This window comes from Bradyrhizobium centrolobii (genome assembly GCF_001641635.1).
Classification (GTDB): domain Bacteria; phylum Pseudomonadota; class Alphaproteobacteria; order Rhizobiales; family Xanthobacteraceae; genus Bradyrhizobium; species Bradyrhizobium centrolobii.
The window spans coordinates 14,951-28,949 of record NZ_LUUB01000049.1 but is presented as its reverse complement, the minus strand read 5'-3'; the positions used below and the strand labels follow the sequence as shown (position 1 = coordinate 28,949).

Genomic DNA, 13,999 nt, shown 5'->3' with positions numbered 1-13,999 from the left:
TTAGCGCTTGTTGTCATGGAAACGACACTCCCGATTCTCTCATTTTCCGTGGCCGCCGCAGCGTCCGCTGCCGCCGCCTTCCCGAAGCTGAAAGCGCGGATTGAGTTGTCCCGCGCCAAACACCGGTCGCTCTCCGGGCACTCCAAGATGTCGCGCCGGGTGGCGCGGCTGATCCCGTTCTACGAGTTCGACATCAACGAGTACTTTGCCTGCGACGGGGCGCCCGCGAACGTCGCGACCCAACGCAAGGACGGCTTCTTCCGCCTCGCTGCCCTCTACGCCGAGCGCTACCCCAAGGGCCGCGCGATGACGAAGGAAGCGGCGGAGAAGATCTCCGACCTGAACTTCACCGAGACCTATCGCGTGCCGTTCCAGTTCTCGCGCCTCGTCCGCGAGCATCTGGGCACCTCGACCTTCATGGAGTCGTCGAGCGGCGTCACCGTCACGGATGTCGACGGCAACACCTCCTACGACCTCACCGGCTCCTACGGCGTCAACATCTTCGGCAACGACTTCTACAAGGAGTGCATCGAAGGCTCCGAGAAGCGGGCGCACGCGCTCGGGCCGGTGCTCGGGCCCTACCATCCCGTCATCCTCGAGAACGTGGCGCGGCTCTGCCAGATCTCGGGGCTCGACGAGGTCTCCTTCCACATGTCCGGCACCGAAGCCGTGATGCAGGCGGTGCGGCTCGCGCGCTACCATACCAAGCGCACGCATCTCGTTCGCTTCGCCGGCGCCTATCACGGCTGGTGGGGCGACGTGCAGCCCGGCGTCGGCAATCCGATCACCGCGCACGAAACCTACACGCTCGCCGAGATGTCGGAGAAGACGCTGCACGTGCTGCGCACGCGGCGCGACATCGCTTGCGTGCTGGTCAATCCGCTGCAGGGGCTGCATCCGAATTCCAACGCGCCCGGCGATTCCTCGCTGGTCGATTCCTCCCGCGGCGGCAATTTCGACCGACAGGCCTATACCGAGTGGCTGAAGAAGCTGCGCGAGGTCTGCACCGAGCGCGGCATCGTGCTGATCTTCGACGAGGTCTTCGTCGGCTTCCGCCTCGCTGCCGGCGGCGCCCAGGAGTATTTCGGCGTGCGCGCCGATATGGTGACGTACGGCAAGAGCCTCGCCGGTGGCCTGCCGGTCGGCGTGGTGTGCGGCAAGAAGGAGCTGATGCGCCGCTTCCGCGACGACCGTCCCGCCGACATCTGCTTCGCTCGCGGCACCTTCAACTCGCACCCCTACGTCATGACGGCGATGGACGAGTTCTTGAGCCGGCTCGCGAGCCCGAACTTCCGCGCCGTCTATGACGGGCTGGAGGAGACCTGGAACGGCCGTGCGCAAAAACTCAACCAGATGATGACCGACGCGGGCCTGCCGGTGCGGTTCGCCAATCTGTCGTCGATCTGGACGGTGAAATACACCGAACCGTCCCGCTATAACTGGATGTTGCAATACTATTTGCGCGCCGAGGGCCTGTCGCTGAGCTGGGTCGGCACCGGACGGCTGATCTTCAGCCTCAACTACACCGACGCCGATTTCACCGACGTCGCCGAGCGCTTCGTCCGCGCGGCGGAGAAGATGAAGGCCGACGGCTTCTGGTGGCACGATGGCGCGCTCACCAACAAGAGCATCAAGCGGCAGATCCTGAAAGAGATGCTGGCCAAGCGCTTCGGGCGCTGAGACCGGTTCTTCGACCACATTCACCGTCATTCCTGGGCGCGGCTTCTCCTCCCCCTCTCCCCGCTTGCGGGGAGAGGGTTGGGGTGAGGGGGGCTCTCCACGGGGGCGGTGAGAGTTGACGGACGATCGGCCGGCAGCACCCCCGCGGAGACTCCCCCTCACCCGGATCGCATCTGCGATGCGATCCGGCCTCTCCCCGCACGCGGGGAGAGGCGAAGAAACCCCCAAGACGTGGATGCCCGGCACAAGGCCGGGCATGACGTAACCATCAGACATCGGAGTGTTTGGTCGAAGCGGCGCGCTCAGGCGTGCTGCTCTTCGAGCGTGGGCTCGGGGATGAGGCCGAGCGTGTGCTCGGGGTTGAGGTGCAGGCCGGGGTCCATCAGCTCGCCGCGCATCAGCGCCAGCGGCGCCTTGTGATAGAGCATCAGGTCGTGGAAGGGATCGGTCAGGATCTTGGTCATCCAGACGAGGCCGGTCTCGACGTCGCGGATGAAGAACAGGTGCACGGTGCGGAACAGAAGACCGCCGATGCCGACCGCGAGCCAGATTTTTGCAACCTGCCGCATGAAGTCGGTCGCGCCCGCCCAGGGCTTGAACAGGCCGAACAGCGTCGGGTCGATGAACAGCACCAGCGGCGACAGCGCCCAGATCGACATCAGCACCACCTTGCGCTGCAGGTTGTAGCCGACCTTGATCTCTTCCTTGTGCTCGTGCGTCGCCTGGTTGATGTGGTCGTAATCGTGCGGCTCGAAGAAGAAGTGACCGGCCTGGCGCGAGGTCATCGAGACCAGCCAGCCGACCAGCGCAGAGACCACGGGATCGACGAACACCCAGGCATAAGCAAAGAGGAAGCTCAGCGCGCTGACGAAGTGCAGGCTCTGATTGATGCGGCTGTGGTGATAGTAACGATGGTCGTCCCAGCGCTGGATCCGCAGCTGCTCGAGGTAATTCTTGATCATGCTCTCCCCCAAAATGCTTTCGGGTACGGGATTTACAGGGATTCGATGTACGCCATGTGACATCATCATTTTGTCATATGACGGTTTGCGCGACGCGATGACGCACGGGTTACTCTGTCCCCTCGCCCTGAGGAGCTTGCGCCAGCAAGCGTCTCGAAGGTTGAGGCCGATGACTTGCATCCGGCCTCACGGTTCGAGACGGCGAGGAGCCCGCCATCGGGCCGCGCATCGCGCGGAGCCGGTGGCATCTCCTCACCATGAGGGGTGACAGCAGATCAGGCCGCCTTGGCGACCTCGACCTTGCGGAAGCGCACCAGCGAGAAATGGCCGAGCGGCGGAATCAGGCGGCGCTCGGCGAGCTCGATGCCATGGGCGCCGGCCAGCCACTTCGCATAACGCGACCAGGCGAACTCGGCGGTACGGAAGCCGAGCGGACGCACCACCGGCTGCAGCTTCTGCTCGATGAAGCGGCGCATGCCGGCATCGGCGCTGACGCGGGTCAGGATGATCAGCTCGCCGCCGGGACGCAGCACGCGGGCGAATTCGTCAAGCGCCTTCTCCGGATTTGGCACGGCGGTGACGACATATTGCGCCATCACGACGTCGAAGGCGTTGTCGGGAAATTCGAGCTTCTCGGCATCCATCACCGCGAGGCCCTCGACGTTCTTTAGCCTCTGTTCCTTCACGCGCTGACGCGCCTTGTCGAGCATCGCTTCCGAAATGTCGGTGCCGAAGATGCGGACGTTGTTGGCGTACATCGGCAGCGAGATGCCGGTGCCGACGCCGACCTCGAGCACGCGGCCGCCGATCTTGTTGGTCGCCGCGATCGCGGCCTGGCGGCCCTTGGCGAACACGCCGCCGAACACGAGGTCGTAGACGGGTGCCCAGCGGTCATAGGCCTGCTCGACCGTACCGCGGTCGAGGTCAAGCTGCTGGGTGCCGTCAAGGTTCATGATCTTAGCCATCGATGTGGTTCTCGCTGTGGTTCAAACGGTAAGGTCAGCCGCGCACCGGCCGCCGCGCCATGACTGGCGAGGCGCGCAGCGAACGGCTGGGCTGAAGTGAAGTGAGGTTGCCGACGAACTGACGCGCACTGTTCTCCCAGGAACGCTCGAGCGCGAAGTTGCGGCAGGTCTCGCGCGACATGGTGAGCGCACGCAGACAAGCGGTGCGCAAATCGTGGTCGATCGCGCCGATCGGATGATCGGCGATGACGTCCTTCGGTCCCGTGACCGGAAAGGCCGCAACCGGCGTGCCGCAGGCAAGCGCCTCGAGCTGCACGACTCCAAAGGTGTCGGTGAGACTCGGGAACACGAAGACGTCCGCGGCGGCGAGATGCGCGGTGAGATCGGCGCCCTTCTTCTCGCCGAGGAAGACGGCGTCCGGATACTTCTTCTCGAGCTGCGCCTTCTGCGGGCCGTCGCCGACGACGACCTTGGTGCCGGGCAGATCGAGCGAGAGGAAAGCTTCGAGATTCTTCTCCACCGCCACGCGGCCCATGGTCATGAAGATCGGCCGCGGCAGATCGAGCTTTGCCGGATTGTCGGGATTGAACAGGTTGGTGTCGACGCCGCGCGTCCAGAAGCCGAGCCGCTTGAAGCCGCGCTCGGAGAGCTCCTGCCGCAGCGAGGGCGTTGCCACCATGGTCATCGCGGCGGCATCGTGGAAGTGGCGCAGCACGGCATAGCCGGCCGCGACGGGAATACCGGTCCGCACCGAGACGTATTCGGGAAAGCGCGTCGTATAGGAAGTGGTGAAGGCGAGCCGGTTGCGGCGGCAATAGGCCCGCGCGGCCCAGCCGATCGGGCCCTCGGTCGCGATGTGCAAGGCTTCCGGCGCTGCCTTCTCGATCCGCCGCGCGATCTCCTTACCGCTCGGCAGCGCGATGCGCAGGCCCGGATAGGTCGGCAGCGGCCACGACGGGAAGCCGTCGGGCGTCAGGAATTCGATGTCGACGTCGAGCGACTTGGCAGCGCCCGCGAGCGAAGTCAGCGTCCGGACCACGCCGTTAACCTGCGGATGCCAGGCGTCAGTCGCGATTAATACCCGCATGGGGAAATCCCGAGCGTTTGATGATTCTCGGCTTGCGACCTTCAACCATGGATATTTCAGGCGTGTGACGTCACATAAGTGTCGACAGACTGTTTTGTTCGACGCAGGGCTCCGGGAGCCACGAAACTGTCATGAAACAATCCTTGCCGCGACGAAACCGTTTTCGGTTTTTCGCGCAAACGTCCCGAAACTTTTTGCCGTTAGTGATTTGGGCAACGGAGCACCGGTAGCGGTGCCGCGGTGACCAAAAACACCGAGCAAACAGGGGCGATCAATGTTCAATCTGGACACGTTCAAGACGTATTCGCGCGCCGTTGCTGTTGGCGCAGTTGCGATCTCCGCGATCGCGTTCGCAGGTGAGGCCAAGGCCGCGCCCGTGCAGCTCTTCCCGTTCTTCCAGCCGCTGCCGCCGATGGCTGCGCCGCAGCCGATCCAGCCTTATCAGCGCTACCAGGCGACGCCTTATCAGGCCGCGCCGTCCGAGGATCAGGACTCGGTCGAGATGCCGGCCCGCTTCCGACGCCAGACCGTGAGCTACGCGACGCGCGAGGCGCCGGGCACGATCATCATCGATACGCCAAACACCTATCTCTACTACGTGCTCGGCAACGGCCAGGCGCTTCGCTATGGCATCGGCGTCGGCCGTGACGGCTTCACCTGGTCCGGCATCCAGTCGGTGACCAAGAAGGCCGAGTGGCCGGATTGGACCCCGCCGCCGGAGATGATCGCCCGCCAGCCCTATCTGCCGCGTCACATGGCCGGCGGCCCCGGCAACCCGCTTGGCGCGCGCGCCATGTATCTTGGCGGCACCATCTACCGCATCCACGGCACCAACGCGCCCGAGACGATCGGCAAGCACGTCTCCTCCGGCTGCATCCGCCTGACCAATGAGGACGTGACCGACCTCTACTCCCGTGTCAGCATCGGCGCCAAGGTCGTGGTGTTGCCGATGACGGAACGCCGCGCGGAGCTTGGCGGCGCGACGCGCTGAAGCAAGAGGACATTGTGACGCAAACGGCTCCGGAACCTACCGGAGCCGTTTTCGTTTGCATGATGCTCTCCCAGCTAACTCCCTTTGAGAAGCATGAGCGCGATCCAAATGGAGGCGCGGATGCAATTGAGCCAACGAACGTCGCGGAACAGATGGGTACGCTTGATCGCCGCCGTCGGTTTGACGTGGCTGCTATCAGCGCTCGCGTCTGTCGCGCAGCAATCAAGCTCAGCGACCAGTGATGAGGCGGCTCATCAGGCCTTCAACAATTCATGCCGCACCTGTCACTCCGTGAAGGAGGGCGACAATCGTCTGGGTCCCAATCTCAACAGGATCGTCGGACGGAAGGCAGGCTCGCTGCCGAACTACAACTACTCTCCCGCAATGAAGGATGCGGGCTTCGTCTGGGACAAGGACAGGCTCGCGCGCTTCATCGTCAAGCCGGACGAGGTGGTGTCGGGCAACAAGATGGAGCCCTATGGCGGCATCTCCCCGGACGAAGCGGCCAAGGTGGTCGCCTATCTGCAATCGACGTCAGGCACGCAATAGCGGGCCGGTCGGCAGGTCAATCTATTCGCGGCGACAACCGGTGATTGCTTCGCCACGGTCCCCGTGATCTGCTGGACCGGCAAGGAACATCACGATGAACAAGGCTAGTCTCGAATACCGTGACAGCGCCGCCGAGCTTCGGGGCGTTCTGGTCACTGACAACTCTGTTGCGGCAAACCGCCCCGGCATAATCCTCTTCCCCGACGCGCGCGGCATCGGCACGCATGCGATCGCCTGTGCGGAACGATTGGCGGGGCTTGGCTTCGTCGTGCTGGTGGCCGATCTTTATGGCGGCGGCAAGACGGCGCCCGACGTGCCGCAAGCGATCGAGCTCATGAACGCCCTGCGTGCCGACGCCGCGCGCTGGCGTGAGCGGGCCGAAGCGGCCCGCCTGGCGCTCGCGCGACAGGAAACGGTCGACGCAACGAAGCTCGCAGCAATCGGCTATTGCTTCGGCGGCGCCACGGCGCTGGAGCTGGCGCGGACCGGCGTAGATCTTGCGGCGGCCATAAGCTTCCATGGCGGCTTGCCAAACGAACGGTCGGAGGACTGGGCCAATATCAAGGCCAGGGTACTGGTGTGTCACGGCGCCGCGGACACGCTGGTATCGCTGACGCAGCTTGCGAGCTTCGAGCAGACCATGAGCAGGACCAAGGTGGACTGGCAGGTTCACGTCTATGGCGGTGCACCGCACGGCTTCACCAACCCGGAGCTCATGAACGACGACGTTCCGAACCTCGGCTACCATGCAACAGCAGACCGCCGCTCGTGGGCCGCCATGCTCGGTCTGTTCGAGGAGGTCTTCGGGCTGAATCTCCGCTAGATGATCCCAGCCCCGCAACTCCCCACCAGCTTTACGATCAGGTTGCTCACACGCGCCGACGCGGCTCTCTACCGCGAGATCAGGCTGGAGGCGCTCGCGGCGCATCCCGAGGCCTTTTCCAGTACATTCGCGCGCGAACAGGAAAAGCCCCTGGCCTGGTTCGAAGAACGCCTTACGACGTCGGACGTTTTCGGGGCGTTCACCGAGCAGGAGCTGCTTGGTGTTGCCGGCTTCCGCCGGCAGGAAGGGGCGAAGACCGAACACAAAGCGGTTCTCTGGGGCATGTATGTGCGGCCGCAGGCGCGGAAATCCGGTGCCGGGAAACTGCTCATCGACGCCATCGTGGCTCATGCGGCAAAGCATGTCGAGCAGCTTCAGCTTGCTGTTATCAGCGAGAACGAGGCGGCCTTGCGGCTCTACACGGCTGCCGGATTCGTCGAATACGGCCGCGAGGTGAAGGCGCTCAAGCAGGGCGGCAGATACTTCGATGAGATCCTGATGGCATTGTTCTTCGGTGGAAGCGGCAGATGACCGACCCCGGGGACACCGGGGCCGTTCTCATTTTGCATCGGTGGCCATCCGGCGTTTACCGGCGGCTGGCGCGTCGTCGGTTCGAGATCAGCTTCAGCCACGCCGATGAATGAAACGCGCTCATCAAGAGATACATCGGGACCATCCCGCCGAGCAGAGACCCGTGTGCGGCGGAGCAGAGCATATCCGTCGGGCCACCACCGAGAACGGCCGTCAGCAAGGCCATGATCGCGAAAGTCGGCGCGGCCGCAAGACCCAGCCATCTGGCGAGGTGATGGGCGGCCGCGACGTCGCTGCCATCACGGCTGGCGCCGGCGGCCGCGCTGACGGGACAGGTCTCGGTCACGTCGTGGTGCCCTTGGACTCCCCGCGGAACGCCTTCTCTCCGGCGGTCGACACCTCGACCCATCTCTTGTCAGGCGCCGCGCCCTCGACGTAGCTGTCGTGCCAGTTCCACCACTTGTAGGTCGGCGTCCGGGGATAGCCTTGCGGTGAGTCCTCCCACACCTCCTGCCGACCAAGCGGCGTGATGTCGAGGTAGTTCCAGGTGCCGCCCATCTGCTCGTCACCCCGGCTCTTGATGAAGTAGGTGCGGAAGACGCGGTCGCCGTCATGGTAGAACACGTTCGTTCCGTGCCATTCGTCTACGCCGAAGTCGGCGTCGAAGCTGTCCGTGATGGTGACCCACGGCATGGTCCAGCCCATCCGCTTCTTCAGCCGCGCGATGTCCGCCTGGGGCGCACGCGAGGCGAAGACGAGCGTGGTGTCACGGGCGTTCAGGTGGGATACATGGGCGACCTGGTCGGCCACCATGGAGCAACCCCGGCACGCATGATCGGGCCAGCCGAACACGCCCGGCTCGAAGAAGGCACGGTAGACGATCAGCTGCCGCCGGCCCTGGAACAGATCGAGCAGGCTGACCTTGCCGCCAGGCCCATCGAAGGCATAGGTTTTGTCCACGGCCATCCACGGCATTCGCCGGCGCTCGGCGGCCAGGGCGTCGCGGGCGCGGGTATGTGCCTTTTCCTTCACGAGCAGTTGCTGACGGGCTGCCTCCCAGTCTTGCGGCGATACCACCGGTGGTGTGTGCATGGCAGGCTGTCCGTCGTTCCGTCCGTTTTCAGCTGATGTCGTCATGGCTCTCCAAACCTCTTGCTCGGGCGATAGTCCCGCGCCTCGTTGTGGCAGCCGCGAGTCCGCTCGCCCCTCACCGCACATTGTCGGTCGTGAGCTATTTCTGGCACCGGACGATTACACCGTGGGAGTAACAAGTGTGGCGGGATTTCCATGGAGTCGATGATTACGGCCGCGGCGCGTGCCCTCGAAGCCGGCGATCCGCTTGGCGCCTTGAACCGCGTGGCGTTGCGCAACGATGCACCGTCGCTCGCGCTGCGCGGGATCGCGATGGCACAGCTCGGGGATCTCGCTCGGGCAAAGAAGCTGCTGCGGAGCGCCGCGCGCGCCTTCGGTCCGAGAGAGGCAGTGGCGCGCGCAAGATGCGTGGTTGCGGAAGCCGAGATCGCCCTCGTCTCACGCGACCTGAGCTGGCCGGCGAAGACGCTCGCGGCCGCACGGGCTACGCTCGAAAGTCATGGCGATCTCGTCAATGCGGCCCATGCAGGTCACATCGAGGCTCGCCGCCTTCTCCTCATGGGGCGCCTCGACGAGGCCGAGCTCACGCTCGCCGGACCCGGCACTTCGCCGCTACCACCTGCCTCGCAGGTCGTCCACGAGCTCGTGGTCGCGGGCATCGCAATACGGCGGCTCAGGACGAAAGTCGCGCGCGCGGCGCTCGGCCGCGCGGCTCACGCGGCACGGCTGGCCGGCATCCCTGCGCTCTCGGCCGAAGTCGAAAGCACGAATCTCGTTCTTAATACGCCGGCGGCGCGCCTGATCGCCCGCGGCAAGGAGCGGCCGCTGTTGCTCGAAGAGGTCGAAGAGCTGGCGACGTCGGCGGCACTCGTCGTCGACACATTCCATCATGCAGTGCGCAGGCAAGGTCGCGTCGTGTCGCTCGGAACGCGGCCGGTCCTGTTCGCGCTCGCCCGCATCCTGGCGCAGGCATGGCCCGCGGATGTCTCGCGAGAGACGCTGGTTACCGGGGCATTTCAGGCGAAGCACGTCGATGAATCGCATCGCGCGCGGTTACGGGTCGAGATCGGGCGGCTCCGCGCCAAGCTCAAGACTCTGGCCGATGTGAGTGCGACGAAGCAGGGCTATGCGCTGGCACCGCACACGACGCGACAGGTTATCGTGCTGGCACGGCCCGTCGAGGAAAAACACGCCGCCGTGCTCGCCTTTCTCTCCGATGGCGAGCCCTGGTCGAGCTCGGCGCTCGCGCTTGCGCTTGGAATGAGCCCGCGCACGGTGCAGCGGGCACTCGACGAACTCGCGAGATCGGACAAGGTGCAGTCCTTTGGACACGGGCGGGCGCGCCGTTGGATGACCCCGCCTGTACCGGGTTTCCCGACAGGCTTGTTACTCCCCGGGCCGCTCGTGAAGACGTAGGATGGATCACCTCACAGGGATCGAGCACATGAAACGTTCAGCCGCCGAAATCATCAGGGAGTACGGGCCTTTTGCGGGCGTCGACAGCGTGCACGGCGTCACCTACGACGGCACGAACGTCTGGTTCGCATCCGGCGACAAGTTGAATGCGGTCGATCCGGCAAGCGGCAAAATCGCACGCTCCATCAATGTCGCCGCGCATGCGGGAACGGCGTTCGACGGCCGACACCTGTTTCAGATCGCCGAGGATCGCATTCAGAAGATCGACGCCGCGACCGGTCAGGTGCTCACCACCATTCCGGCGCCCGGCGGCGGTGGCGATTCCGGACTTGCCTGGGCCGAGGGCTCGCTTTGGGTCGGACAATACCGTGAGCGGAAGATCCATCAGGTTGATCCGGAAACGGGGACGGTTCTTCGCACCATCGAGAGCAAGCGCTTCGTGACCGGGGTCACCTGGGTCGACGGTGAACTCTGGCATGGCACCTGGGAAAACGATGAAAGTGACGTGCGAAGGATCGATCCCGAAACCGGAAAGGTGCTGGAGCAACTCGATTTGCCTGCCGGGACAGTCGTGACAGGATTGGAATCCGATGGCGGCGATCGCTTCTTCTGCGGGGGCGGAAGTCGCGGCAATGTGAGAGCGGTCCGCCGTCCGAGGCGGGCTACCAAACGATAATGGCCCGAACACCTCGGCAACGGCACGTCCGCGGACGTTAATCATTTCGCCCCAATTCCACCCCATCCCTGCGCTCTAGCGCCCTCCTCGCCTGCCCTGTAGACTCCGCCCCGGGGCGGTTTGGGGGATTGATGCGACTAACGTTGAACTTGAAGACTGTCCTGATCGCCGTTGCGGTGCTGGCGGCGTCGTTTTTCTTCAGCCTGAAGACGATGGACTGGTTGTCGCCACGCGCGACCGGGCCTGCGCCCGCGGTCGCGCAACTGCCGCCGCTGCCGCCAGTCTCGAAGAGCTCGATCGTGGTGGCACCGGTTTCCATCGCGCTGTCGGCGATCCGGGAACAGGCCGAGCGGAATGCGCCGCGCAATTTCGCCGGAAAGGCCGAAAATCCGATCTCGCAGATCCTGCAGGACGCCGACATCGGCTGGTCCGCGATGCGCGGGCCGATTTCGGCAACCGGCGACAAGGACGTGCTGACGCTGTCGACACCGCTCACCGGCAAGCTGAACGTGACAGGGTCGCTGTCGTCGAAGGCCACCGGCGCGCTCGGCGAGGCACTCGGCAGCGTGCTCGGCGGCAACGCGGCGAAACAAATCGGCGCGGTCAATATCAAGAACCTGAATGCCAGCGCCGAGATCAAGGGCAACGTGGTCATCACCTCGCGCCCGAAGCTCGCGGCCGCCTGGCATCTCGAGCCCAACCTCGGCGCCCAGGTCAATCTCGGCGACACCAACCTCTCGGTCGCCGGCGCCAAGGTCAACGTGCCGGCGCAGGTGAAACCGCTGATCGACAAGACGGTCGGCGACCAGCTCAACATCGCCGCCGAGCGGATCCGCAACGATCCGAGCCTGCGCGAGAATGCAAAGGTGCAATGGGCCAAGGCCTGCCGCTCGATCCCGCTGCAGGGCACGGGCTCCTCGGCCGCGCTGCCGCCGCTCTGGCTCGAGATGAAGCCGATCCGCGCGATTGCGGCGCAGCCGCGCGTCGATGCGCAGGCCGTGACGCTGCTGCTCGGCCTGGAGGCGGAGACACGTGTCACCGCGGCGCAAACCAAGCCCGATTGCCCGTTCCCCGACAAGATCTCGATCGTGCCGCCGACCGGCACGGGCGTGAGCATCGGCGTGCCGATCGACGTGCCCTTCACCGAGATCAACAAGCTCATCGCCGCGCAAATGGTCGGCCACACCTATCCCGAGGACGGCTCCGGCCCGGTCGACGTCACCGTCAAGAGCGTCAACATCATCCCGTCGGGGGACCGGCTCCTGATCTCGCTCCTGGTGCGCGCCAAGGAGAAGAAGAGCTGGTTCGGCCTCGGCGCGGAGGCAACCGTGCACATCTGGGGCCGGCCGATGCTCGACCAGGCGCAGCAGACGCTGCGGCTTGCCGATATCCAGCTTGCGGTGGAGTCCGAGGCGGCGTTCGGCCTGTTAGGGGCCGCCGCGCGCGCGGTGGTGCCGCAGATGCAGCAGGCATTGCTGCAGAAGGCGACGCTCGACCTCAAGCCGATCGCCGCCAACGCGCGCGAAAAGATCGCGGCCGCGATCGCCGACTACCAGAAGAGCGAGGACGGCCTGCGCGTAGAGGCCAGGATCGACAGCCTGACGCTCGCCGACATCGCGTTCGATTCCAAGACGCTGCGCGTGATCGCGGAAGCCGGTGGCTCGCTCAACGTGTCCGTGACGAAGCTGCAGGGGATGTAGGCGCCTACTCCCTCTCCCCGCTCTTCGCGGGGAGAGGGTTGGGGTGAGGGGCTGCATTCACAAAGACGGTGAGTGACGGAATCGCGGAGAGTCCCCCTCACCCGCATCGCATCTTCGATGCGATGCGGCCTCTCCCCGCAAGCGGGGAGAGGCAAAGAAACACCGCTCACCCCCTACTACTTATTCTCAACCGCCTCCCGCGCTGTTGGCTTTGCTGGCGACTTCGATTGCGGCTAGAAGGGGCCTGCAACGAAGCCCAAAGAACAACTCACAGGGAGAAAAACAACCATGCACAAACTCTTCGCCGCTGTCGCGGCCGGTCTCGCCATTGCCGCCACCAGCGGCACGGCACACGCGCAGATTTCTGATGACGTCGTCAAGATCGGCGTGCTCACGGACATGTCGAGCCTCTATGCGGACGCGACCGGCAAGGGCTCGCTCGCCGCCGTGGAGATGGCGGTCGCCGATTACGGCGCCAAAGTCGCCGGCAAGCCGGTGCAGGTGATCGCGGCCGACCACCAGAACAAGCCGGACGTCGGCGTCAACATCGCCCGTAACTGGTACGACAACGACAAGGTCGATGCGATCTTCGACGTGCCGACCTCCTCGGTGGCACTGCCGATCTCGGCGCTGACCCGCGAGAAGAACAAGATCCACATCAATTCCGGCGGCGGCTCGTCCGACATCACCGGCGCGCAATGTTCGCCCAACACGGTGCACTGGACCTACGACACCTACGCGCTGTCGAACGTCGCAGGCAAGGCGATGGTGAAGCGCGGCGAGGACACCTGGTTCTTCGTGACCGCCGACTACGCCTTCGGCATGGCGCTCGAGCGTGACGCCGCCAACGTGGTCAAGGAGAGCGGCGGCAAGGTGCTCGGCGACGTGCGCCATCCGCTCAACTCGTCCGACTTCTCCTCCTTCCTGCTCCAGGCCCAGGCCTCCAAGGCCAAGGTGGTCGCGCTGGCGAATGCCGGTGGCGACACCACCAACGCGCTGAAGCAGGCGGCCGAATTCGGTCTGACGCAAGGCGGCCAGAAGATGATCGCGCTCCTGCAGGAGATCACGGACACGCATTCGCTCGGCATCAAGGCGACGCAAGGCCTGATCGTCACCGACGCGTTCTACTGGGACATGAACGACGAAACGCGCGCCTTCTCGAAGCGCTTCAACGAGAAGGTCGGCCACATGCCGACCATGATCCAGGCGGGCCTTTATTCGGCGACCATGCACTATCTGAAGGCGATCGACGCCATCAAGACCGACGAGGCGCCCAAGGTCATGGATCAGATGCGCGCCACGCCGATCAATGATTTCTTCGCCAAGAACGGCAAGATCCGCATCGACGGCCGCATGGTCCACGACATGTATCTGTTCGAGGTCAAGAAGCCCGAGGAGTCCAAGGGCGAGTGGGACCTCTACAAGCTGATCGCCTCAGTGCCCGGCGACGAAGCGTTCCGCCCGCTCGACAAAGGCGGCTGCCCGCTGGTGAAGGGGAATTGAGTATCTTCTCCCTCTCCCGCCTGC

Annotated in this window: 14 protein-coding genes; 9 read left to right on the top strand and 5 right to left on the bottom strand. The window is 64.7% G+C overall.

What is annotated here, in order from left to right:
* The first annotated feature begins 15 nt into the window (after window positions 1-15).
* A complete protein-coding gene (locus AYJ54_RS13345; RefSeq protein ID WP_063699366.1) occupies window positions 16-1,680 on the top strand; it encodes an aminotransferase class III-fold pyridoxal phosphate-dependent enzyme in 1,665 nt (554 codons plus the stop codon).
* A gap of 302 nt (window positions 1,681-1,982) precedes the next feature.
* On the opposite strand, the gene AYJ54_RS13340 is transcribed toward AYJ54_RS13345, so the two are convergent.
* The 3 genes from AYJ54_RS13340 to AYJ54_RS13330 all read right to left on the bottom strand — a co-directional run bounded on the left by AYJ54_RS13340 (window position 1,983) and on the right by AYJ54_RS13330 (window position 4,694).
* Window positions 1,983-2,642 carry a hypothetical protein gene (locus tag AYJ54_RS13340; protein WP_063699365.1) on the bottom strand — a complete coding sequence of 220 codons (660 nt, stop codon included), beginning with the start codon at window positions 2,640-2,642 and terminating at the stop codon, window positions 1,983-1,985.
* Window positions 2,643-2,917: 275 nt separating this feature from the next.
* Window positions 2,918-3,607, bottom strand: a complete 690-nt coding sequence (locus AYJ54_RS13335; RefSeq protein WP_063699364.1) for a class I SAM-dependent methyltransferase — start codon at window positions 3,605-3,607, stop codon at window positions 2,918-2,920.
* Window positions 3,608-3,641: 34 nt separating this feature from the next.
* A complete protein-coding gene (locus AYJ54_RS13330; RefSeq protein ID WP_063699363.1) occupies window positions 3,642-4,694 on the bottom strand; it encodes a glycosyltransferase family 4 protein in 1,053 nt (350 codons plus the stop codon).
* Window positions 4,695-4,968: 274 nt separating this feature from the next.
* Between AYJ54_RS13330 and AYJ54_RS13325 the strand changes: the two genes are divergently transcribed.
* The 4 genes from AYJ54_RS13325 (at window position 4,969) to AYJ54_RS13310 (ending at window position 7,588) form a co-directional block, all read left to right on the top strand.
* Complete coding sequence (locus tag AYJ54_RS13325) at window positions 4,969-5,685, top strand: L,D-transpeptidase (RefSeq protein ID WP_063699362.1); 717 nt, start codon at window positions 4,969-4,971, stop codon at window positions 5,683-5,685.
* A 108-nt stretch (window positions 5,686-5,793) separates the two neighbouring features.
* Complete coding sequence (locus AYJ54_RS13320) at window positions 5,794-6,234, top strand: c-type cytochrome (RefSeq protein WP_063699379.1); 441 nt, start codon at window positions 5,794-5,796, stop codon at window positions 6,232-6,234.
* Window positions 6,235-6,328: 94 nt separating this feature from the next.
* Window positions 6,329-7,057: a dienelactone hydrolase family protein gene (locus AYJ54_RS13315; RefSeq protein WP_063699361.1), complete on the top strand. Its 729-nt coding sequence runs from the start codon at window positions 6,329-6,331 to the stop codon at window positions 7,055-7,057.
* Window positions 7,058-7,588, top strand: coding sequence for a GNAT family N-acetyltransferase (locus AYJ54_RS13310; RefSeq protein WP_063699360.1), 531 nt, complete (start codon window positions 7,058-7,060; stop codon window positions 7,586-7,588).
* Window positions 7,589-7,643: 55 nt separating this feature from the next.
* Here the strand turns inward: AYJ54_RS13310 and AYJ54_RS13305 are convergent, their stop codons facing one another.
* Together AYJ54_RS13305 and AYJ54_RS13300 are read right to left on the bottom strand one after the other, a co-directional pair.
* Complete coding sequence (locus AYJ54_RS13305) at window positions 7,644-7,934, bottom strand: hypothetical protein (RefSeq protein WP_063699359.1); 291 nt, start codon at window positions 7,932-7,934, stop codon at window positions 7,644-7,646.
* Entirely contained in the window at window positions 7,931-8,725 is a 795-nt protein-coding gene (locus AYJ54_RS13300; protein WP_063699358.1) for a DUF899 domain-containing protein, read from the bottom strand. Before AYJ54_RS13300 ends, AYJ54_RS13305 begins: the two co-directional genes overlap by 4 nt.
* 150 nt (window positions 8,726-8,875) lie before the next feature.
* On the opposite strand from AYJ54_RS13300, the gene AYJ54_RS13295 reads away from it, so the two are divergent.
* The 4 genes from AYJ54_RS13295 to AYJ54_RS13280 all read left to right on the top strand — a co-directional run bounded on the left by AYJ54_RS13295 (window position 8,876) and on the right by AYJ54_RS13280 (window position 13,975).
* Window positions 8,876-10,096 (top strand): hypothetical protein, encoded by a 1,221-nt coding sequence (locus tag AYJ54_RS13295; RefSeq protein ID WP_063699357.1) that lies wholly within the window; start codon window positions 8,876-8,878, stop codon window positions 10,094-10,096.
* A 28-nt stretch (window positions 10,097-10,124) separates the two neighbouring features.
* The gene (locus AYJ54_RS13290; protein ID WP_063699378.1) at window positions 10,125-10,772 is read left to right on the top strand and encodes a Vgb family protein; all 648 of its coding nucleotides are present in this window, start codon (window positions 10,125-10,127) and stop codon (window positions 10,770-10,772) included.
* 131 nt (window positions 10,773-10,903) lie between these two features.
* Entirely contained in the window at window positions 10,904-12,472 is a 1,569-nt protein-coding gene (locus AYJ54_RS13285; RefSeq protein ID WP_063699356.1) for a DUF4403 family protein, read from the top strand.
* 288 nt (window positions 12,473-12,760) lie between these two features.
* Window positions 12,761-13,975 (top strand): ABC transporter substrate-binding protein, encoded by a 1,215-nt coding sequence (locus AYJ54_RS13280; protein ID WP_063699355.1) that lies wholly within the window; start codon window positions 12,761-12,763, stop codon window positions 13,973-13,975.
* Window positions 13,976-13,999: the final 24 nt, after the last annotated feature.